The sequence below is a fragment of the Paenibacillus ilasis genome (assembly GCF_043195395.1).
GTDB lineage: Bacteria > Bacillota > Bacilli > Paenibacillales > Paenibacillaceae > Paenibacillus_AQ > Paenibacillus_AQ lautus.
In genome coordinates this window covers 1,377,680-1,399,906 of sequence record NZ_JBHDJG010000001.1, presented here as the reverse complement: position 1 = coordinate 1,399,906, position 22,227 = coordinate 1,377,680, and the positions used below count along the sequence as shown (strand labels likewise).

The following is a 22,227-nucleotide window of genomic DNA, read 5'->3' as shown; positions in this document are numbered from 1 at the left end:
ACCCTTCGGTGTTTGCAAACCTTATCGGGCTTTGATCGCAAAACGTACCGTCGCCATCTCGTCCAGCTCGTTTTGTTCCCGAAGGAGACTTTCATGCCGGAACTTTTCTTGGGATTTGTCTCTTGCTTTCAGCCACACTTTTTCGTCAAGCATCTTGTCTGACAATACCTTTTGTTTTTTCGTTACATTGACATGTGCGATCCTTATGTCATCCCGCTTCCGCTCAATGCATTCTTCCAAGTGCTCTGCATATACCTGAATGTTTCGGATCTCAGCGACCGGCACGCACCGCGATGCCGCCTCCTGCTGAGCATGATACATTTGATCCCGCATCTCATACAGCTCATTCAGACTTTTCTCTTCCGCCTGCAGCTTCCCGATGGCACTTGACAGCATCCATTCGGCTTGCGTTTTCTCGTTGCTCTTCAGGTCTACGATTTTCTGGAATGCATAATGAAATTTCATTCTTCAAAGTCATCTCCTTGAAAACTCGGAAATCAAACGTTCCTGAACCTCATTCAATGTTGTCTTCTCATTCACTTTTTGCTTCGTAAAATCCCATATTCGCCCGATATATTCAATCGACTCATCGATATCGGCATTCGAGCCCTGTTGATATGCCCCAATATTAATCAAATCCTCCGAGTCCTTATATATCGCCATCAGTCGCTTTACGTTCTCGGAAGCATCGATTTGTTCCTCTGGAGAAATATCTTTCATCACCCGGCTAATGCTAGCCAGCACATCGATAGCCGGAAAATGCCCTTTGTTTGCGATATTTCGGTTTAGAACGATATGACCATCGAGTATCCCCCTGACCGCATCCGCGATCGGTTCATTCATGTCGTCACCGTCTACCAGCACCGTGTAAAAAGCTGTAATCGAGCCCGTTGGCCCTGTGCCTGCGCGTTCCAGAAGCTTCGGCAGACTAGCAAAAACAGACGGAGTATAACCGCGCATGGCCGGCGGTTCTCCTACGGCAAGCCCTACTTCTCGCTGCGCCATCGCATAGCGGGTAACGGAATCCATCATCAGCATCACATTCAGGCCGCGATCCCGGAAATACTCAGCGATCGTTGTAGCGATCAAGGCCCCCTTAATACGGATGAGTGCCGGTTGATCCGAGGTCGCTACAATCACGACGGACCTCTTTAACCCTTCGGGACCCAAGTCCCGTTCAATGAAGTCCAGCACCTCTCGTCCACGTTCCCCGATCAAGGCAATGACATTGACGTCGGCAGAAGTGTTTCGGGCGATCATTCCCATCAGGGTACTCTTCCCGACACCAGATCCGGCGAATATACCGACCCGCTGGCCTTTGCCGATGGAGAGCAATCCGTCAATCGCGCGGACGCCGATGCTGATCGGCTCCTGAACCCTCGGCCTATTCAGCGGGTTCTGTGGAACATTATGGGTTGAATAATGCGGCATACGCGCCGGAATGATAGATCCGTCCAGCGGTTGCCCCAATCCGTCCAGCACTTTGCCAAGCAGTTCCGAACCTACCTGAACGCTCAGCGGTTTGCCGGTCCCGACTACATCACAGCCGGGTCCGATGGAGTGAAGCTCGCCAAGAGGCATCAGCAACACTTTGTTGTCTCTGAAACCCACGACTTCCGCCTTGAGCGGCTTGGACTGCTTCGTGGGATAGATATAACAAACATCGCCGATGCTCGCATCCGGTCCCTCGGACTCCACCATCAGTCCGATTACCTGTGTAACTTTGCCGTTGATGCGAACGGGGTCCAGATGTTTCAGATGATCCAAGTACCGTGCGCTATTCAGCTTCTTCATCTTGATTTCTCCGTTCCTCGTCATCAAGAGCGAACCGCACGAGTTCTTTTTTGATCTCGGATAGCTGTGTATCGATGCGGGCATCCACGCTTCCGAAGGAAGACCGGATCACGCAGCCGTGATCCTTAACCGTGGAATCCGGCAAAATTTGAAGTTCCGCCTGGGAATCGATCGATAATCCCAGCTCTTCCCGTGCCGCGTATACAAATTCGAATTGTTCAGGAGCAACGCAGAGGGAGATGACTCCTTTTTCCCGTTTGCGTGCCAGATTCTTTCGAATCAGCTCCAGCATGAAATCAGGTTCAATCGTAAGCTGACGATCCAGTACTTTCTCCGCTATGCTGCAGCTGAGCTCCACCAAAAACGGCTCCGCTTCCTGAATCAAATCATCCTTCGCTTGATGGGCCAGCTGAAGCAATTCACTCGCTTGTAATGTCGCTTGCTCCATCAGTTCCTTCATCTCAAGTTCTGCCTTGGCCGAGCCCTCGGCGTATCCTTGGTTAAATCCTTCCATCTTCAGCGTTTCGGACAAATCCTCGTCCTGAAGCCTTCTTTCGGTCCACCACGCTTCAATCTGCTGCTGTGCTTCAGTCAACAGCCGCTCCGCCTCTTCCGAAGCCTCACGGATTTGTCGTTCGGCAAACTCCTGAGCATCCTTCAGCATCTCGTGCTTTAAGCGTTCAGCTTCAGCCAGCGTCTGTACGACGGCCGGCTCGGCAGTCGGCGGAGTATATTCCTCTACCGTTTCCTGGGTCGGTGAAGCGTAACGACGAGCAAGATCCAACTCTTTCAACACATCCATCGGTTTATAGTGGGACGATTTGATCAAGTTAGACAATGATGTCATCTCCTCCGCCACGGGCAATAATGACCTCGCCCGCTTCTTCGAGTCTTCGGATCGTGCTTACAATCCGAGTCTGAGCTTCCTCTACATCACGCAGCCGCACCGGTCCCATATATTCCATTTCTTCGCGGAAGGTTTCCGCCATACGCTTGGACATGTTGCGGAAAATGACATCCCGTACCTCTTCGCTTGCCACCTTGAGTGCAAGCTGTAAATCGGCGTTCTCGACATCGCGGATAATACGCTGTATCGAACGGTTGTCCACGTTGACGATATCTTCGAATACGAACATCCGCTTCTTGATTTCTTCAGCGAGCTCGGGATCCTGGATTTCCAGGGAGTCGAGGATCGTTCGTTCCGTTCCGCGGTCCACACCATTCAGAATTTGAACGATGGATTCAATGCCACCCGCACTGGTGTAATCCTGGGTAACCGTCGCCGACAGCTTCTGTTCCAGCACGCGCTCCACCTGGGCAATGACTTCCGGTGAAGTACTGTCCATGACTGCAACCCTACGAGCTACTTCGGCCTGCTTCTCTTGCGGAAGCGAAGAGAGGATCGCGGATGCCTGCTCGTATTGAAGATATGACAAGACAAGTGCAATGGTCTGCGCATTTTCGTTCTGGATAAAGTTCAGAATTTGGCTTGGGTCCGCTTTGCGGGCAAAGTCAAACGGTCTTACTTGAAGCGTTGCCGTCAGTCTGTTGATCACTTCCATCGCTTTTTGCTGTCCAAGCGCCTTCTCCAAAATCTCTTTAGCGTAATTAATACCGCCTTGGGAGATGTATTCCTGAGCCAGACAAATTTGATGGAATTCCTGAATAATGCTATCTTTCTCATCACTGTCGACTTTGCGAACATTCGCAATCTCCAGCGTTAATTGTTCAATTTCTTCATCTCGAAGATGCTTAAATATTTGAGCAGACACTTCCGGGCCAAGTGTAATGAGCAGTATAGCCGCTTTTTGACGTCCGCTTAACAGTTGGTTATTTCCCTTAGCCAATGCTTCCACCTCTATTCCTCAGCTAGCCATGTGCGAAGTAAATTCACGAATTCATCTGGCTTCTTCTTCGCCAAGGTTTCGAGCTGCTTACGAACCTGGCTTTCATTGGTTATACTTTCGAGATTAATCGATGGGAATTCCGTAACCGGCGGAAGTTGAATGTCATCTTCAAATTCTTCCTGCTGCTGTCTGCGTCTGCGGATTATGAAATAGGTTCCTCCGGCAATTAACGCCAATGCAGCGATACCAATTCCCCATAATACAGGCTGTGAAAATACGGTTTTCGGGTTTTCATCCGCATTTACATTAAATACCTGTGAAATAACCGAAACTTTTTTGGACAAATCAGCGTCTGTATAAGTAGAGCCTGTATCCGCGAGCGATGCTCGTACGATATTAACCAGAATGTTCTGTATTGCCGTTCTTGTTGCGTCATCCAAAGTTTGTTGTCCGGCAGGTGGTTCAACCGAGACATTAATGGTTAAATCTTTAACAGTATATGGACTTGCTATGATATCCTTCGTAATCCGGTTAACTTCATAGTTAACGGTTTTGGAGAGCTCTTCCGAATTCGTTTCCCCGCTTCCAGAATCGCTTGGATATCCCGGAACAGCTTCTTCGCCCACACCGGCCACTCCGCCGGTTGGACTACTGGTTCCCGAATAGTTCTTCTGGATCTCCTGAACACTGAGCTCAATCCCCTTCATTTCTTCTTCATCAACAGGGGTTACGATGTTTTCCTTGCTTTGCACCTGATCAAAGTTCAGTTTGGAAGCAACCAGAACATTGACTTTATTCGATCCCATGTATTGCGAGAGGAACTGCTGAACATTTTGCCTAACGTCGCTTTCGAATTTTTTCTGAAGCGCGAAGTTTTCTTCCACCTTACCAATCAATCCGCCTTGACCGCCTTTAGCTGTTGCGAGCAGCTCGACTTCGTCATTGGTGATTGTAATGTTCTCAACCGGTAAGTTCGGAATGGCCGTCTTCACGAGGTTGTAATACCCGTCAATGACTTCTTGATTAGGACGATAGCCCGGTTTGAATTGCACAACTACAGAAGCGCTGGCTTGATCTTCGTTTCCGTTTTTTGCAAATACACTTTCTTTAGGCAGATTTAATAATACCGTTGCATCTTGAACGCCCTGCATCTTCTCAAGCAGTCGTTCTACTTCGCCATTCAGTGCATTTACATATTTCACTTCGAATTCGTTATCTGTCATCCCGATGGCTGATGCGTTCTTCTCGAAGGTTTCGAATCCGATCGTACCATTCTGTACAAGTCCTTGAGACCCTACATCAATCTGGACTTTAGCTGCACTCGTACTCGGAACCAGGATGCTTCTGCCATCCTCGCTCAGCTTGTAGGAAATCCCTTGGGTCTCCAGGTGGCTGATGATTCCTGCGGCGTCGCTGGAATTTAGATCCCGGAATGCTACTTCGTACTTCGTCTTAGAGAACTGCATCGTTAGTACGATTAGAGCAATCAAAACAAATGCTATTGTAGCGATTAACATTATTTTTTGTTTGTTGCTGAATTGGTTCCAATACTGGGTCATTCTCTCCCGATATTGGGTAATTCTCTCGTTCACATTGTCACCCCATCCGAAACTTTGCTAGAAACATTTAGATTTGCGTGCGCATGATCTCTTGATAGGCTTCTACCACTTTGTTTCGGACCTGTGTTGTGAGCTGAATGCTCAACAGAGCCTGTTGGGCGGATATCATCGCCTGATCTACGTTTACTTGTCCAATCATTAATTTATCGCTCATGACATGTGCATTTTGTTCCTGTGCTGCCACAGAGTTCAGTGCTTCATTCAGGTAAGAGCCAAAATCGCGAATCGATTCGGATGGAGTCGCTCCATTTTTCACTTGCTCCTGCATTTGAAGCGGCTGTACGCCCTGAACACTGAACATTGCATTTTGAATCATCTCTCTCTCCTCCTACAATATGGGCTTATGTATTTACCGCTGTGCTATCTACCGATCTCCAACGCCTTCATAATCATCGCTTTCGAAGCATTTATCGCAGTAACGTTAGCTTCGTAAGAACGGGTAGCTGCCAGCATATCCACCATTTCCTTCGTAATGTCCACGTTAGGCATAAAGACATAGCCTTCCGCATTCGCATCCGGATGTGTAGGGTTATATACCTGTTTCAGCGGGGTTTGATCTTCCCGTACCTGCGCAACCTTTACCCCTTGTCCCACATTCTGACCACTCATCTGAGCTCTGAGAAGCCCTTCAAATGATTCTTGCTGCGGCTGTAACACAACCGTTTTTCGACGATACGGTACAGCTTGGCCGTTCTCGATTCGCGCGCGAGTAGTTTCCGCATTGGCAATGTTGGAGGATATGACATCCATTCGAAGCCGTTGTGCTGTTAGAGCTGATGCATTAATACCGAAGCTATTGCTAATATTCATGAACCCTATCTCCCTTCAATAGCTGTACGCATCATTCGAATCTGCTCATTGACAGCTTGTATGTATGAATTATAACGGAGCTGATTCTCTGCAAGCAGCGACATTTCTCTGTCTGCATCGACATTATTCTGGTTGTTATTCATGGAGCTGCTGCCATCCTTCATGACCGAAGCCTCAGGAATCCCCCCGGTTGAACCAATGACAAAATGCCTGGGATCCGTTCTTCTGCCCTGAAGCGACAATTGGGCCCCATCCATTTCTTTTTTCAGAAGACTCTCAAAGGATACCTCGGATCTCTTAAAATGAGGAGTATCCACGTTGGCGATGTTGTTTGCAATCACATTGTTTCTGAGATTCGCTGCATCCAAACCGCTTTGAAGCCGTTGAAAAGAACTATTGTTCAACAGATTCACTAGCTCATTCCTCCTGACTGGACTTTGCAGAAAGGTATTCCACTCTTCCTAGCTAAATCCTCTTTTTTCGACAAATCATATAATCCGTATGAACTAACCTAGGTCTTAAGTAGAAAAAGACAACATGATGTCACATAAACTAAGTTTCTTAAAGATTGGGACTTTTTACAATAAGAAAAAAGCCCTATCTTTTACCAAAAAGAAGGGCTTTGTGTTCATTTTTATCCGGTTTTTTTCTATATTATTGCAAATCGTATCACTAAATCTGTAAAATTTAAGCGATTTTTCCCGAAGGGTAGGTCCTGGTAGGGACCATAAAATTCACAAAAAATTACGAAATCCGTCCTGATCCCTTCCAACATGCGAAAGCGCTTCGACAACTTGCTGCAAGGGTCGGGATGAATATCGACAATTATTTCCTTTCGCATACCCCGGCAGATAGACCTATATGGATGCAACTACAGAATATACTGGCTCAGGTCCCGGTCCTGGGCGATCCCGGCCAGTTTCTCCCGGACATACTGCGGCGTGATCACCATGCGATCCAGCGTCAACTCAGGCGCTTCAAATGACAGGTCTTCGAGGAGCTTCTCCAATATCGTATGAAGTCTCCGCGCACCTATATTCTCCGTGTTCTGGTTAACCGAAGCAGCAATTTGGGCGATCTCCCGTATCGCTTCCGGAGAAAACTCAACCTCAAGATCTTCAGTACGCAGCAGATTGACGTATTGCTTGGTCAGCGCATTTTTCGGCTCGGTCAAAATGGATACAAAATCGTCGAGTGACAAGCTGCTGAGCTCCACCCGAATCGGAAAACGCCCCTGAAGCTCGGGAATCAAATCCGATGGCTTCGCAATATGAAAAGCACCTGCAGCGATGAAGAGGACAAAATCCGTTTTGACCGGCCCGTATTTGGTCATAATGGTTGAGCCTTCCACGATAGGCAAAATATCGCGCTGCACGCCTTCTCTGGACACATCCGGACCCGATTGACGGCCCTGGCTGGCAACCTTGTCGATCTCGTCGATAAAGATAATGCCGGATTGCTCTGCCCGACGAATGGACTCCTGAATGACATCATCCATATCGATGAGCTTGCCCGCTTCCTCTTGCGTCAGCACTTTCCTGGCTTCCTTGACGGACAGCTTGCGGCGCTTTGTTCGCTTTGGCATCAGGTTGCCGAACATTTCCTGCATGTTCATACCCATTTGATCATTGCCCTGCCCCGCAAACATATCAAACATGTTCGGAGCAGCATCCTCAACATCAATCTCAATCGTTTCGTCTTCAAGCTTACCGGACAGCAGGTTAAAGCGCACCTGTCTCCGTTTCTCTTTGAGACTAACGTCCTTTTCGTCCGCATCCTCATCTTCGGCCTGGGTATCGTTATTAGAACCTCCAAACAGCATCTCAAAGGGATTTCGCTGGCTCTTCTGGCCTTTGGTTGAAGGCGCCAACAGCTGAACGATCCGCTCGTTCGCCATTTCCTCGGCTTTGTCCTTTACCTTCTCGGTACGTTCCAGCTTCACCATCCGGATCGCGGTTTCCACCAGATCCCGGACCATGGATTCCACATCACGGCCGACATATCCAACCTCGGTAAACTTTGTCGCCTCGACCTTGACGAACGGTGCATGGACCAGCTTGGCAAGCCTTCTCGCAATCTCCGTTTTGCCGACACCGGTAGGACCGATCATCAGAATGTTCTTCGGTACGATTTCATCCCGCTCGTCATCCGTAAGCAAACTCCGGCGATAGCGGTTCCGAAGTGCTACAGCGACCGATTTTTTAGCGTCCTTTTGGCCTACGATGTATTTATCCAGCTCGGATACAATCTGTCTTGGCGTCATCGATTCTTTACTCATCGCGAATACCTCCACCCCTGATATGGCTATATGTTGCTGTATGGCATCCTTACAGCTCTTCGACAATAATATTGCTGTTAGTATAGACACACACCTCAGAAGCGATCTGAAGCGCTTCTCTGGCTATGTCTTTCGCTTCCATATGTCCGGCATGACGCTTAAGCGCCCGACCTGCCGACAAGGCAAAATTGCCGCCTGACCCAATGGCCAGCACATCATCATCGGGCTCGATGATTTCGCCGCCGCCTGAAATCAACAGCATCCCTGTTTTATCCATAACAATCATCAAAGCTTCAAGTTTGCGAAGCACGCGGTCTTGACGCCAGTCCTTCGCGAGCTCAACAGCGGCACGCTGCAGGTTGCCATGGTGTTCTTCCAGCTTGCCTTCGAATTTCTCAAATAACGTGATTGCATCCGCCACAGAACCGGCAAAACCGGCGACAACTTGTCCCCGGTAAAGACGGCGCACTTTCTTGGCGGTCTGCTTCATCACTACACTTTCACCAAATGTAACTTGGCCATCGCCGGCAATAGCTGCTGTGCCATTATGCCGTACTGCGCAAATCGTAGTGGCGTGAAAAGTCATTTCCATGATGGCAAGACCTCCCTAAGAAAATAAGATTAGATTGTATTTAGTTCGTTAGCATTAATAAATACTCGTACTCCGTCAAGAGCTCGGCTCGCAAGCGCTTCATTTTTTTCCTTTTTGTTGCGAATGCGCTTCTCGAGACTTGGAAGAAGACCAAAGTTCGCATTCATCGGCTGGAAGTTATCAGGATCTGCATGGGTTATGTAGTAGGCCATACTCCCGATGGTTGATTCCTGAGGGAATACGATCCCTTCCTGTCCCTGAGCTGCTCTTGCTGCATTGATCCCTGCAATCAATCCGGATGCCGCTGATTCTACATAGCCCTCGACACCCGTCATTTGTCCCGCCAGATACAGATTAGGCCGTGTTTTTACCTGATAGGTTTGTTCCAGCAGTTTAGGCGAATTGACAAACGTATTGCGGTGCATGACACCGTAACGCACAATTTCGGCGTTCTCGAGTCCCGGAATCATGGAAATGATCCGCTTCTGTTCGCCCCATTTCAAATGAGTCTGGAAACCGACAAGGTTGTAAAGCGTACCTGCCGCATTATCCTGACGGAGCTGCACCACAGCGTGCGGAAGCTTGCCTGTATGCGGGTTCACCAATCCAACAGGCTTCATCGGGCCAAACAAGGCGGTTTGTTTACCGCGCTTCATCATGACCTCGATCGGCATGCAGCCTTCGAAATAAATCTCCTTCTCAAACTCTTTCAATTGAGCAACTTCGGCATTGATAAGAGCGTCATAGAAGGCGTCAAACTCTTCTTCCGTCATGGGACAATTTAGATAAGCCGCTTCGCCTTTATCATAACGGGATGCCAGATAGACCTTACTCATATCGATGGAATCCTTCTCCACGATTGGAGCAGCCGCATCGTAAAAATAGAAATAGTCCTCACCCATCAGCTCACGAATCTGTGATGACAACGCGGGCGAAGTCAGCGGCCCTGTGGCAATAACAACGATGCCTTCTTCAGGTATATGCTGAATTTCTTCATTTACAACCTCAATTAAAGGATGCTGATGCAGGGTTTCCGTAATTTCTCCCGAAAAACCGTCGCGGTCAACGGCCAATGCGCCCCCAGCCGGGACGGAATTGCGATCTGCCGAACCGATGACAAGCGAGTTCAGCATCCGCATCTCTTCCTTCAATACCCCGACTGCGTTGGTTAAACCGTTCGCCCGAAGCGAATTACTGCATACAAGCTCAGCGAACTTGTCCGTATGATGAGCCGGCGTCTTAACGACCGGCCGCATCTCATATAATGTAACGGGTACGCCACGGCTAGCGATCTGCCAGGCAGCTTCACTGCCTGCAAGCCCTGCACCGATAACCGTAACCCTTTGTGAATCTGTCAACGTCATTACCCCCTGTATGCCTTACAAATCTGCTGCATCGTCCTGTTCCTCGACCATTTCGGAATAATCACAAGAAGTACATTGAAGCTTGATGCCTTGCTTGCTTTTCTTCTCTACCATTAAACTGCTGCAATTCGGACACGGCTTCGTTGATGGTTTATCCCATGATACAAAATCACATTCGGGATAACGATCACACCCAAAGAAGATGCGCCCCTTCTTGCTCCGGCGTTCCACCACATGGCCTTCCTTGCATTTCGGGCACGCCACGCCGATATCTTTCACGATCGGCTTGGTATTCCGGCAATCCGGGAAACCCGAGCAGGCAAGAAACTTGCCGAAACGGCCCAGCTTATACACCAACGGCTTACCGCATTTTTCGCAGATCTCGTCGGAAACCTCATCTTCGATTTCGATTTCCTTCATTTCTTCCTCTGCTACTTCAAGGCGCTTTTCAAAGGATTCATAGAACTCTGCCAATACTTTGACCCAATCTTCGGAGCCCTCCTCCACATGGTCGAGGTCCTCTTCCATGTTCGCCGTAAACTCTACATTGAGAATTTCCGGGAAGAACTGCTCCATCTGTTCGATGACAAGTTCACCGAGCTCGGTTGGCATGAATTTTTTCTCTTCGATGGCAACGTAGCCTCTCTTCTGGATCGTCTCCAGCGTCGGTGCATACGTACTCGGACGTCCTATGCCGAGCTCCTCCAGCGTTCGGACAAGCCGTGCTTCCGTATAACGAGGAGGCGGCTGCGTGAAGTGCTGCTTTGGCTCAATATCCTGCTTCTCCAGAATGTCGCCACTGTGAAGCTCTGGCAGGTATTTGTCTTCCTCCGTCGTCCCATCGTCATTTCCTTCAACATAGACCTTCATGAATCCAGGGAAACGAACCTTCGAACCGGTTGCGCGGAAGACCGTTTTACCAGCGGTGATATCAACAGAAAGCGTATCCAGCACAGCAGAAGACATCTGACTCGCCACAAAACGCTCCCAGACCAGTTTGTACAGGCGAAGCTGATCACGGCTCATAAACGGCTTCATGGATTCAGGATCCCGCAGCACCGAAGTAGGACGTATCGCTTCATGCGCATCCTGAGCGTTGGCTGCTTTTTTCGAGTATTGTCTCGGGCTCTCCGGAACGAACGGATCACCATACTTCTCGGTGATATATTCTTTTGCTTCTTCTTGAGCCGTACCCGAAATGCGTGTGGAATCCGTACGCATATAGGTAATCAAACCGACGGTGCCTTCCTTGCCAAGCTCGACGCCCTCGTACAGCTGCTGGGCAACGGACATAGTCTTGGCAGCACGGAAACCAAGTTTACGTGCAGCTTCCTGCTGCAAGGAGCTCGTCGTAAACGGTGGAGACGGGTGGCGCTGACGCTCGCGCTCTTTTACTTCGCCGACTTGGAAGGAAGCATCCCGAATCGCTTCGAGAATTTCATTCACTTCCTGTTCATTGGTCAGCTCCTTCTTCGCGCCGTTAAGCTGCGTAAATTTGGCTTCGAATGCGGATCCTTTAATAGCCAGCTTGGCCGTAATGGTCCAATATTCTTCCGGAACGAAAGCGCTTATCTCATTCTCGCGGTCGAGAATGATTTTGACGGCTACCGACTGAACGCGGCCGGCAGAAAGTCCCTTTTTTACTTTCTTCCATAGAATAGGGCTGATCTTATAACCAACCAAGCGGTCCAGGATACGTCTTGCCTGCTGCGCGTTAACCAAATCCATGTTAATTTTGCGCGGCGTTTTGAAGGCATCCTTCACGGCCGTTTTTGTTATTTCATTAAATACAACCCGCAGGCTTTGAGTATCATCCAGCTCCAACGCATGCGCAAGATGCCATGCAATGGCTTCCCCTTCGCGATCGGGGTCAGCTGCGAGGTACACTTTTTTCACCTTTTTGCTAGCATCCTTAAGTTCCTTTAAGACAGAACCTTTTCCGCGGATCGTAATGTATTTCGGATTGAAGTCGTTTTCCACTTCAACCCCGATCTGGCTCTTCGGCAAATCGCGAACATGACCCATCGAAGCCTTCACGATATACTTGCTGCCGAGATATTTGCCAATCGTTTTCGCCTTAGCAGGCGACTCTACGATGACGAGTGAATCCGCCACAGGTTCATCCTCCTCTCCAACATTCAAACTTTCCCATTAAATGATCTTATATATAGCACCGGGTAATTGGGTAATCTGCTTTTTTATGATTAAAGATAACAGAACTGAATGCAAATGTCCAAAATCCCACCGGGTTCGCTCGATCATCTCATCCAGCGACCCGGGACCCTGTTCGAGCATATGGTATATTTGTCGTTCGTCATTTGTCAACCCGGCTAGTACATCCGGTTGCTCCTGACAAGGGGCCTGCCGCTCCTTATTGTATGTATCCGAGGCCACTTTTGGCAACCAGGAATCATATTCTTCTATTATATCCCTAGCTTCCGTAACCATCTTGGCCCCTTGCTTAATCAAATCCAGAGTCCCTCTGCTCTTGGGTGAAGTGAGAGGTCCCGGAACGGAAAACACGTCCCTTCCCGCCTCCAAAGCTAAATCCGCCGTGATCAACGATCCGCTGCGGGCATCCGCCTCCACCACCACGGTACCTAGCGTGAGTCCCGCTATAATGCGGTTTCGCTGCGGGAAGAATCCCGGGAGCGCCTTGGTGCCGGGCGGGTATTCCGAAATGATAAGTCCCTTAGCCGCGATCTCTTCATAGAGCGATCGGTTCTCCGGTGGATATATAACGTCAATGCCGGCTCCAAGAACTGCCAAGGTCGGTCCCCCGCTTCGCAAAGCCGTATCGTGGACAACGCTATCAATGCCTCTGGCCATGCCGCTGACAACCATGAGCCCTGCCCTTGTCAACTCCTCGGATAACATCGTTGCAATTTTGCGCCCATATGCCGTAGGCATTCTTGTACCTACCATCGCAATTCCCGGCCTGGACAGCAGATGAGGATCGCCTATGCAATACAGCACCCAGGGTGCCTGTGGCGAAGATTTTAACGTGTCCGGGTAGATATCATCAAGGGCTGTTATAATACGTATTTTTGATCGGTTTGTCAAATTCCATACCCCGGCCTCATTTTGTCGAAACCCGGCATGATCCGCACTCGACAGATCGACCTGCTTACTTTCGACAACGGAAGGAAAGTCTTTGGCCAGCTTATTCGCTTTTTCGACAGGTAGACCACAGGCTCTCCAATCATTCGCATCATATGACAGCAGCCCCTCATGCAGCTCGCCATTCGATATGATTCGGTTAATGGTCTTCCATCCGATACCTTCGCTTTCATGCAATGCAATCAGCAGTAAGCTGTCCACCTTCATAACGGGACCTCCTTAAAATATAAAATCGAAAACAAAAAAGCAACCCTTCATTTCCTGTTTAGGAAATAAAAGGTTGCTTACCTCAAGTAAAAACCATTGACTTAGTCTAATCATGCATCAGAATCTTGTTCTAGTGAGTCGTGCAAGACTCCAAAAGACCTTTCTCCTCAAGCACGCTAACCAGGGTTGAGCCCATTTCAGCAGGTGTAGGAGCTACTTTGATACCACAAGCTTCAAGTACAGAGATTTTCTCCTTGGCTGTTCCTTTACCACCAGAAATAATCGCGCCTGCGTGGCCCATACGTTTTCCTGGAGGCGCCGTTGCGCCGCCAATGAAGCCTACCACTGGTTTGGTCATGTTCGCTTTGATCCATTCAGCCGCTTCTTCCTCCGCTGTACCGCCGATCTCACCGATCATAATAACCGCTTTGGTGTTAGGATCTTCATTAAAGAGTCTCAATACATCGATAAACTCCGTCCCTTTAACCGGGTCGCCGCCAATCCCTACGGCGGAGGATTGTCCGATGCCGCGAGCTGTCAGCTGATGAACGGCTTCATATGTCAGGGTACCGCTGCGGGATACAACGCCGACATGTCCTGGCGTGTGGATGTAACCAGGCATGATGCCGATTTTGCATTCGCCCGGTGTAATGACACCCGGACAGTTAGGTCCGATCAAACGAGTCTTCTTGCCTTCCATATAGCGGGATACTTTCACCATATCCAACACCGGAATGCCTTCCGTAATACAGATAACCAGATCCATCTCGGCATCAACAGCCTCCAGAATGGAATCGGCTGCAAAAGCCGGAGGCACATAAATTACGCTAGCGGTTGCGCCTGTTTTGGCTTTGGCTTCCTCAACGGTGTTGTAAACCGGCAATTTGACGGTTTCGCCGTTCTCAAGCGTAATTTCGACTTCGGTTCCACCTTTGCCAGGGGAAGTTCCCCCGACCATCTGTGTACCGTAATCCAGGGCGCCTTTTGCATGGAAAAGGGCTGTTTTACCTGTAATCCCTTGCGTGATAACTTTTGTATTTTTATCGATCAAAATACTCACGATTGATTCACATCCCCTATTGTTATTTGAAAATGAAAGCAACCGCACGGCAGGGCTAAGAAGCCCATCGTGCCATGCCCCTTCAGGAATGAAATATTACTGAACGAGGGAGACGATCTTCTGTGCTCCGTCGGCCATGGAATCAGCAGGTACGATATTAAGACCGGACTCAGCCAAAATCTGCTTGCCGAGGTCTACGTTCGTTCCTTCCAAACGTACAACAAGCGGACGAGTCAGTCCTAACTGTTTCGCTGCTTCGACAACACCGGTAGCAATAACGTCACAGCGCATAATACCACCGAAAATGTTGACAAAAATTCCTTTTACTTGAGGATCGGACAAAATAATCTTGAAGGCTTCCGTTACCTTCTCCGTTGTTGCACCGCCCCCAACATCAAGGAAGTTAGCAGGGTCGCCGCCATAGTACTTAATGATGTCCATCGTAGCCATGGCAAGACCGGCACCATTAACCATACAGCCGATGTTGCCATCCAGAGCTATGTAACTCAAGTCGTATTTGGATGCTTCGATCTCCTTCTCATCTTCTTCGTCCAGGTCACGCAGTTCAAGGATGTCTTTATGACGGAACAGCGCATTGGAATCAAAGTTGAGTTTGGCATCCAGAGCCATGACGTTTCCGTCACCGGTTACGACAAGCGGATTGATTTCAGCGATAGAGCAATCCTTCTCTACGAATGCCTTATACAAGGCCAGCATGAACTGAACGGCTTTCCCTACCAGTTCATTCGGAATATTAATGGAATACGCTAATTTCCGTGCTTGGAATGTTTGAAGTCCGATCGCTGGATCTACGACCTCTTTGAAAATCTTCTCGGGAGTTGCTGCTGCAACCTCTTCGATCTCGGTACCGCCTTCTTCGGACGCCATCAAAACGACACGGCCGGTAGCACGGTCAACGACCACACCGATATAATACTCTTTGCGAATATCGCAGCCCTCTTCAATGAGGAGACGCTTGACTTCCTTGCCTTCCGGACCCGTTTGGTGAGTCACCAACACCTTGCCCAGAATTTCTTCAGCATAAGCACGAACCTCATCCAGGTTCTTCGCCACTTTAACGCCGCCGGCTTTACCCCGACCGCCTGCGTGGATTTGTGCTTTGACAACGGTTACGGGACTGCCCAAAGATTGTGCAGCTTCAACTGCTTCTTCTACCGTAAACGCTACCTTGCCGTTCGGAACAGCTACTCCATATTGCTTCAGTACTTGTTTTCCTTGATATTCATGGATATTCATTCTCGAATCCTCCTATCAACATGACTGGAACAAGGCTGGCTAACACGGAACGAATCTATGAAAGATTTCCCTGTCAACCTTTATATATTAAACCCAAGCTATTGTAACATGTTTTTAAAACGCTTACCTTAAAAAGTTCACCGTTTATCCACTCGATTTGGCATGGGTATGATTCCTTCCAGATATAAATTGGAGAAATATGTAAAATCATTTGTTTTTTCGTGCAAAGCTTATCAATCCGATAATCCCCAATACGACAACGGCAATGCCTAACAATCCTGCAACTAGTGTAGTGATGATATTTCCCCATAATACGGTCATCCGATTCCCCTCTCCCATCCCCATAATATTTGGTACATTCATTACTATTATACCATTAAATCCCTTTTTGTTTGAGATAAACTTGTGACGCAAAATAAAACTCTTTATCCTTTTTCTGCTATCCGTTAGAATGATTGAAAGATTAGTGAACGCATTCATAAGGAGATTCAGCATGAGTTGGTTGAAGTCATTTTTCCCGCTGCATTCATTATTTGTCAAAATGCTGGTGTATTTTCTCGTCGTGATTTTCCTGCTCTCCTCCTACAACCTATGGTCGATGACATTCTACTCCCGTCATGTTCACAATGAAATTGTCAAATACAATCTGACCCTGATTCGAAATACCGTAGATCATTTTGAGAAACAATACTCCACTTGGAAGAATCTCCTCCTCAACCTTCAGCACGATGAATTTGTCGGCAATATCAGCAGGCAGGCCGATTCCGGCGGAAAGAAAGGCATCGATTATCTGCAGGTGGATATGGTGATGGATCAGATCCGGACCCTGGTAAGCCAGCCCTATTATCACTTGAACAATGTCATGATCTACTACCAGAATCAGTCCTTCCTGCTTGAACGGGATGGCATCGTCGATGATGACCGCATGTTTAACCATTACTACATAAGCGACGCCTATCCGTACGAGTTCTGGAAACGGAGCGATCACACAAACGGCTTTCTGCAAATGTTCCCCAGCAGCACTTTCTCCATCGGGACAGAGAAGAATGAGCTTCAGTTGATGCCTCTACTTACGAACGTACAGGGCAGCCCCTGGAAGATTATAGCTTTCGTAAATATGAAAAGCTGGTATGAATCCTATAAAGGCATGGCCGGTTCCCGTTTTCTGCTGGTGGACTCGGAGGGAGCAACCCTGTACGAATCCGCCCCGGATGAGAAATCCCAGCCACTGCCGGAATGGGACGGCCACTCGGAATGGATGATCGAGAAGGGATCCTATTACTTTTTCGAAAAGGGCTCCCGTTCCGGCCTTACCTACATCTCCATTATTCCGCATAACGAACTCAACCAAAGCATCAGCCGTATGAACTGGATAGCCGTACTGTTATTTGCAGCTACCCTGCTCATTGGTATTATGGCATCCTGGATATTTTCCCGAACAATCAATCGGCCGCTCAAGAGAATGGTAACGGGACTGGGGCAGGCAGAGGTGGAGCTATATCAAGGGAGCATTGCCGAATTCAGCGCCATCTCCAACCACTTGAAGGGTTTGCAGCATGAACGGAAGATCATCAAGGAATGGATGGACCATACCAAACCGTTGTTGACCAGCTACCATTATTTGGCCCAGTTCAAAAACATTGCCCTTGATACCTCCGCTTCCAAAGAGCTTTGGGTCGGCGAGGGTGCATTCATGGTTCTCGTATATCAGTTGAGGTACCGGCACGTCCCTTCTCGTCAGCTTGATGCCTTAATGACACGGGCAACCGGCAAGATCAAAGATATGATCACGCTGCAGATACAAGCATCGTTTCCCCTATCGCACACCCTTCAGATGGAGGGGAAGCAAATTTTATCCATTGTGTATACACAAGAAAAATCTGACATGCTGCAGCAGTGTCTCAGTCAGCTCAAACAGATTTTTGATCAAGATCAAAGCACCTATCTCGTGAATATTGCGGTTTCGTCCGTATTCCAGCAAACCTCTGATTTTGACCGGGCTTATGCAGAAGCCATGTCGCTCCTGCAACAAGCCATGCCGATTGAGGAAACCCAGATTATCTGGGAGAAGGAACGCCGTGAAGATGTAACAGGATTCACTGCCGAGCAGGAACATGAGTTTTACGTGAATTTACAGGCCGGCAACGAGAGCAGCTGCCAATCGCTCATTGAGCGCGCCCTGGATCGTTTGCAGAGACAAGAGGCCACGGCCGATCAACTAAGCCACTTTGCCAAATCGGTATCGGTCCGCATGAGAAGAACAGTAGAACTGCTGAAAATCAACATCGACGCGCTTCCGGATTACGCCGAAAGGCTTGCTTGCAGCGTAACCCCCGAGCAATACCGGGAAGCCCTTCTCGACGAGCTTGCCCATGCAACCCATGCGATCCGTCTGAAACGGGAGGAACATTACGATATTATTCAATATGTCATTCATTATCTGGAGTCCCATTACGCTGAAGAAATATCACTTGAGCAGCTTGCCTATAAACTCAACATGTCGCCTACTTATCTGTCCGGGTATATTAAAGAGAAGACGGGGAGCAATTTCAGCGACCAGTTGAATGCGATTCGAATAACAAAAGCGAAAGTACTTCTGGAGACGACGAACATGCCGATTCAGGAAGTAGGCAACCGGATCGGGTACCGAAATGTCACTTCCTTTATCCGCATGTTCAAAAAAATAACCGGCCAAACACCGGGTGATTACCGGAAAACCAACTGGGTCCGATAACACACAGGTGAGCGGCCGGCCGCTTTAACCTTTAACAGAGCCAATCAAAGCCCCTTTTACAAAATACTTCTGTATAAACGGATAGACAAGCAGGATCGGCAAGGTGGACACCATAATGGTAGCGAATTTCAAGCCATCCTCCACCACCACGATATCACCCACGACCGGACCGTCCGTTCCCGTCAATTGCCCTGACAGCACGATGTTTCTTAAAATCACCTGGAGGGGCTGCATATCGGCATCCCGCAAATACAGCAGCGGCCCCATGAAGTTATTCCACATTCCGACGGCATAATACAAGCCGATGGTGGCCAGCACCGGCTTGGAGAGCGGGAGCACAATCCGGAAGAAAATCCCGATCTCAGACAGTCCATCAATTTTTCCGGATTCCTCGAGCTCTTGAGGCATACCCATGAAAAAAGTTCGCATGATGAGCAGATTCCAGGTGCCTACCGCTCCGGGCAGCACCATGCCCCAGAGGGTGTTGACAAAGCCAAGCTCCTTCACGACCAGAAACGTCGGAATCATCCCGCCGTTAAAAAACATCGTAAAGACGATCAGCATCAGGACCGGTTTGCCCATGACCATCTTGGTCTTGGACAGCGCATAAGCCCCAAGTGCCGTGACAATCAAAGAAATGGCGGTCCCTGTAATCACATAAATCAGCGTGTTCTTATATCCTTTCAGCACCCGTCCGTCCTCGAACACATACTGATACATATCCAGGTTGAAGCCCTTCGGCCATAACCACACTTCCCCGGAGGCGATCGATGCGGAATCGCTAAGGGACACGGCCAGCATATAAACAAACGGGTATAGACACGCCATCACAATTCCGGAAAGAATCAAGGCATTGAGCGCGTCAAACCAATTCCATTTCGGTTTCATCACGTTCCTCCTTTACCAGATGCTGCTTCCGCTAACTCGCCGGCTAAACGAATTGGCCGCAATAATGAAAATAAAGCTGATGATGCCGGTAAACAGATCAATCGCCGTGGCATAACTGTAGTTGCCTTGCGTTAAGCCGACCCTGTACACATAGGTGGATATAATATCGGCTGTCTCGTAGGTGGCCGGAGTCGCGAGCAGATATACTTTCTCAAAGCCGATCTCCAGTATTTTTCCGATATCAAGTATCAAGATGATCACGATTGCCGGCGCGATGCCGGGAAGTGTAATGTTCAGCGCCTGCTTCCACCGATTAGCCCCATCTATCCGTGCCGCTTCGTATAATTGCGGATCGATTGCCGTCAAAGCAGCCAAATAGATAATGGTCCCCCATCCAATATGCTGCCATACATCGGTCGTTACATAAATCGACCTGAACCAGGCGGACTCAACCAAAAAGTTGATTCGTTCGAGTCCGATGGCACTCAGCAGCTGGTTGACCACCCCGCCTGTCGGAGATAGGAACATAACCGCGATCCCCGCTACAACCACGTTAGATATAAAGTGTGGAAGATAGCTGACCGTCTGGACAAACCGTTTTAAAAACGATTTGCTCACTTCATTGATGAGTAACGCAAGTATGATGGGGGCTGGAAAGCCGAAGATCAGCTTGTATAAGCCCAGCAGGAATGTATTTCTGAGAACAGGCCAGAAGTCAGGCGTACTAAAAAACATGCTGAAATATTTAAAACCCACCCAGTCACTCTCCGTGATCCCCTTAAATAAGTTGTAGTCCATAAAGGCGATCGAAATGCCGAATATGGGAACATACTTAAAGATGATGTAATAAAGAGCACAGGGCAGAAGCAGCAGCAGCAGGTATTTGTCCCGCTTCACTTTCGTCAAGAAACCCGGATTCTGTGCTTGCAAAAAACGTTTCCTCCTTTTGCAGCGAAATCCATGCTGTATCTGCAAGCCGCTCTCCTTGCGGACCGGGACCAGGCTTGATACGCGTCCGAAGAGCCGGTCCGTAAAAGAGAGCCACTGCGTTCATCCAACAGCATGGCGTTCCGTATAAATTACTTAGCTTCATTCAAGAACTTTTGCGTCCGCTCATAAGCACTTTTATGAACATCCAGCACCTGCTGCACGCCAAGCTTGTTTATTTCATTAACGTAAGCATCCCAATCATCCATTGGTTTCTGTCCTAGAATGAACTTGGCAATCTGCTCCTCATGAAACTTTTTCACGGTTTCGCCGACCATGCTCAGCACTTCATTTTCTTCATTCGTATAGGCAAGCCTTGGCTGCGGTTTCGTTTCATGGTCCGGCGCGATTTTCATCGCTTCCCGCATTTTTGGGGAATACATGGACTCGTAAGCCGTCATATCCAATACCGTATGTGCTCCGATTGTTGCGATGCCCGTCTTGGTTCTCAAGTCGCCGAACTCTTTGTAATCCGTATTGAATTTGCGAACCCCGTTCTCGGTTGTAAATGTCTCCCCTTCCCTGCCCCAGGTTGCCAGCTCAATCCCTTCGGGAGAGAACAAGAAATCCAGGTACTGCAGCAGCCGATCCCGCTCCTTGGAATTTGCCGCCACCGCAAAGCCGTCGGACTGCAATCCGGCAAATACGTTGTGCGACTTGCCATCCGGGATTCCAACAGGAGGAACCATATAATCGAGACTAAATTCGGATGCCTTATCCCCAAGCATTAACGGAAGTTCGTCCATGATGCCGATATAATCGCTGGCAATAAACGATTTGTTCTGAAGCAGCAGATCATTAAATTGCTTACGTTTATGCGCCATGAAGTCAGGCGCAACCAATCCCTCCGTGTAAAATTTATTCATATACTCAACCATTTTCTTGTAGTTGTCCTCTGTCGGACCGTAGCGCCATTCATTCTTCTCGAAGTCGTAATAGTAGCTGCTGTTGGTATTAAACGCAGGTGCCATATTGACCAGCGGACTCAAACCGTTAAACACGGCAATCGGAAAGCTGTCCGGGTACAATTCCTTTATTTTTTTCGCGACCGTATACAGCTCGTCGTAAGTCGTCGGCGGTGTCAGATTGTGTTTCTTGAATACGTCGTCCCGGTAAAGCCATGACCGCCTGGATTGCTGCTCAAGTCCATACAACGGCATAAAATAGTTCTTTCCCTCAGGAGACAGAATAGCTGCTTTCACTTCCGGATGATCATCGAGAAACTTCTTATAGTTTGGCATTTGATCCAGATGCTCGAAATAGTCGACAAACGCTCCGCTGGCCCCGTGCGTATTGGCGGCATTCAAGCTGTTAACCATCATAAGATCCGGTATCTCGCCCGAGGATATTGCCAGGTTCATCGTTGTGGTGTAATCGCTCATTACGGGTTGTACCTTGAAGGAGATGCCGGTTTCTTCTTTTAAGTACTTATAAATCGGCCAGTTTTCCTTATAGGGCCAATTCGTATGAGAGAAGGTCATCATTTCTAGTGCGACTTCCTTGCCTAAGGCGGCACTTTCAGGATTCTCCTCTTTTACCGCGTTCTCTTTTGAGCAGCCGCTCAATACTGTACCGGTTATAACGGCGGCCAATGCCACCAACCCGAGCTTTCGGTTCCAAACTTTCACGCAACCCTCTCCCTTATGTATTGATGATGTTACGCCAGCCGC

The 22,227-nt window shown here is 48.6% G+C and carries 20 protein-coding genes; 1 reads left to right on the top strand and 19 read right to left on the bottom strand.

Features of this window, described 5'->3' with window-relative positions; all coding sequences use genetic code 11:
• Window positions 1–21: 21 nt before the first annotated feature.
• From fliJ to ACETK5_RS06685, 16 genes are all read right to left on the bottom strand, one after another.
• Complete coding sequence (gene fliJ / locus ACETK5_RS06760; protein WP_100538075.1) at window positions 22–465, bottom strand: flagellar export protein FliJ; 444 nt, start codon at window positions 463–465, stop codon at window positions 22–24.
• 9 nt (window positions 466–474) lie between these two features.
• A complete protein-coding gene (gene fliI, locus ACETK5_RS06755) occupies window positions 475–1,794 on the bottom strand; it encodes a flagellar protein export ATPase FliI (protein ID WP_100538076.1) in 1,320 nt (439 codons plus the stop codon).
• The gene (locus ACETK5_RS06750; RefSeq protein WP_394054758.1) at window positions 1,778–2,632 is read right to left on the bottom strand and encodes a FliH/SctL family protein; all 855 of its coding nucleotides are present in this window, start codon (window positions 2,630–2,632) and stop codon (window positions 1,778–1,780) included. The genes fliI and ACETK5_RS06750 overlap by 17 nt, the downstream gene beginning before the upstream one ends.
• Complete coding sequence (fliG, locus tag ACETK5_RS06745; RefSeq protein WP_100539452.1) at window positions 2,625–3,641, bottom strand: flagellar motor switch protein FliG; 1,017 nt, start codon at window positions 3,639–3,641, stop codon at window positions 2,625–2,627. Before fliG ends, ACETK5_RS06750 begins: the two co-directional genes overlap by 8 nt.
• A gap of 11 nt (window positions 3,642–3,652) precedes the next feature.
• Window positions 3,653–5,233: a flagellar basal-body MS-ring/collar protein FliF gene (fliF, locus tag ACETK5_RS06740; protein WP_326112938.1), complete on the bottom strand. Its 1,581-nt coding sequence runs from the start codon at window positions 5,231–5,233 to the stop codon at window positions 3,653–3,655.
• 34 nt (window positions 5,234–5,267) lie between these two features.
• Window positions 5,268–5,576: a flagellar hook-basal body complex protein FliE gene (gene fliE / locus ACETK5_RS06735; protein ID WP_009594713.1), complete on the bottom strand. Its 309-nt coding sequence runs from the start codon at window positions 5,574–5,576 to the stop codon at window positions 5,268–5,270.
• Between the two features lie 44 nt (window positions 5,577–5,620).
• Complete coding sequence (gene flgC, locus ACETK5_RS06730; protein ID WP_326112937.1) at window positions 5,621–6,070, bottom strand: flagellar basal body rod protein FlgC; 450 nt, start codon at window positions 6,068–6,070, stop codon at window positions 5,621–5,623.
• 5 nt (window positions 6,071–6,075) lie between these two features.
• Window positions 6,076–6,483 carry a flagellar basal body rod protein FlgB gene (gene flgB / locus ACETK5_RS06725; protein ID WP_071220075.1) on the bottom strand — a complete coding sequence of 136 codons (408 nt, stop codon included), beginning with the start codon at window positions 6,481–6,483 and terminating at the stop codon, window positions 6,076–6,078.
• A 458-nt stretch (window positions 6,484–6,941) separates the two neighbouring features.
• Window positions 6,942–8,348: an ATP-dependent protease ATPase subunit HslU gene (hslU, locus tag ACETK5_RS06720; protein ID WP_326112935.1), complete on the bottom strand. Its 1,407-nt coding sequence runs from the start codon at window positions 8,346–8,348 to the stop codon at window positions 6,942–6,944.
• 49 nt (window positions 8,349–8,397) lie between these two features.
• On the bottom strand, window positions 8,398–8,940 hold the full coding sequence (hslV, locus tag ACETK5_RS06715; RefSeq protein ID WP_006211334.1) for an ATP-dependent protease subunit HslV: 543 nt from the start codon (window positions 8,938–8,940) through the stop codon (window positions 8,398–8,400).
• A gap of 29 nt (window positions 8,941–8,969) precedes the next feature.
• The gene (gene trmFO / locus ACETK5_RS06710; RefSeq protein ID WP_394054754.1) at window positions 8,970–10,304 is read right to left on the bottom strand and encodes an FADH(2)-oxidizing methylenetetrahydrofolate--tRNA-(uracil(54)-C(5))-methyltransferase TrmFO; all 1,335 of its coding nucleotides are present in this window, start codon (window positions 10,302–10,304) and stop codon (window positions 8,970–8,972) included.
• Between the two features lie 15 nt (window positions 10,305–10,319).
• Window positions 10,320–12,419 (bottom strand): type I DNA topoisomerase, encoded by a 2,100-nt coding sequence (gene topA, locus ACETK5_RS06705; protein WP_326112933.1) that lies wholly within the window; start codon window positions 12,417–12,419, stop codon window positions 10,320–10,322.
• A 36-nt stretch (window positions 12,420–12,455) separates the two neighbouring features.
• Window positions 12,456–13,631, bottom strand: coding sequence for a DNA-processing protein DprA (dprA, locus tag ACETK5_RS06700; RefSeq protein WP_394054752.1), 1,176 nt, complete (start codon window positions 13,629–13,631; stop codon window positions 12,456–12,458).
• A 130-nt stretch (window positions 13,632–13,761) separates the two neighbouring features.
• Window positions 13,762–14,691 carry a succinate--CoA ligase subunit alpha gene (sucD, locus tag ACETK5_RS06695; RefSeq protein ID WP_071220478.1) on the bottom strand — a complete coding sequence of 310 codons (930 nt, stop codon included), beginning with the start codon at window positions 14,689–14,691 and terminating at the stop codon, window positions 13,762–13,764.
• A 96-nt stretch (window positions 14,692–14,787) separates the two neighbouring features.
• Window positions 14,788–15,948, bottom strand: a complete 1,161-nt coding sequence (sucC, locus tag ACETK5_RS06690; RefSeq protein ID WP_006211339.1) for an ADP-forming succinate--CoA ligase subunit beta — start codon at window positions 15,946–15,948, stop codon at window positions 14,788–14,790.
• A gap of 207 nt (window positions 15,949–16,155) precedes the next feature.
• Window positions 16,156–16,311: a hypothetical protein gene (locus ACETK5_RS06685; protein ID WP_326112930.1), complete on the bottom strand. Its 156-nt coding sequence runs from the start codon at window positions 16,309–16,311 to the stop codon at window positions 16,156–16,158.
• Window positions 16,312–16,441: 130 nt separating this feature from the next.
• Between ACETK5_RS06685 and ACETK5_RS06680 the strand changes: the two genes are divergently transcribed.
• The gene (locus ACETK5_RS06680; RefSeq protein ID WP_394054749.1) at window positions 16,442–18,682 is read left to right on the top strand and encodes a helix-turn-helix domain-containing protein; all 2,241 of its coding nucleotides are present in this window, start codon (window positions 16,442–16,444) and stop codon (window positions 18,680–18,682) included.
• Window positions 18,683–18,706: 24 nt separating this feature from the next.
• Here the strand turns inward: ACETK5_RS06680 and ACETK5_RS06675 are convergent, their stop codons facing one another.
• The 3 genes from ACETK5_RS06675 to ACETK5_RS06665 all read right to left on the bottom strand — a co-directional run bounded on the left by ACETK5_RS06675 (window position 18,707) and on the right by ACETK5_RS06665 (window position 22,185).
• A complete protein-coding gene (locus tag ACETK5_RS06675) occupies window positions 18,707–19,570 on the bottom strand; it encodes a carbohydrate ABC transporter permease (RefSeq protein ID WP_394054747.1) in 864 nt (287 codons plus the stop codon).
• A gap of 12 nt (window positions 19,571–19,582) precedes the next feature.
• Complete coding sequence (locus tag ACETK5_RS06670; protein ID WP_326112928.1) at window positions 19,583–20,500, bottom strand: ABC transporter permease; 918 nt, start codon at window positions 20,498–20,500, stop codon at window positions 19,583–19,585.
• 149 nt (window positions 20,501–20,649) lie between these two features.
• Window positions 20,650–22,185, bottom strand: a complete 1,536-nt coding sequence (locus ACETK5_RS06665; protein WP_326112927.1) for an ABC transporter substrate-binding protein — start codon at window positions 22,183–22,185, stop codon at window positions 20,650–20,652.
• Window positions 22,186–22,227 lie beyond the last annotated feature (42 nt).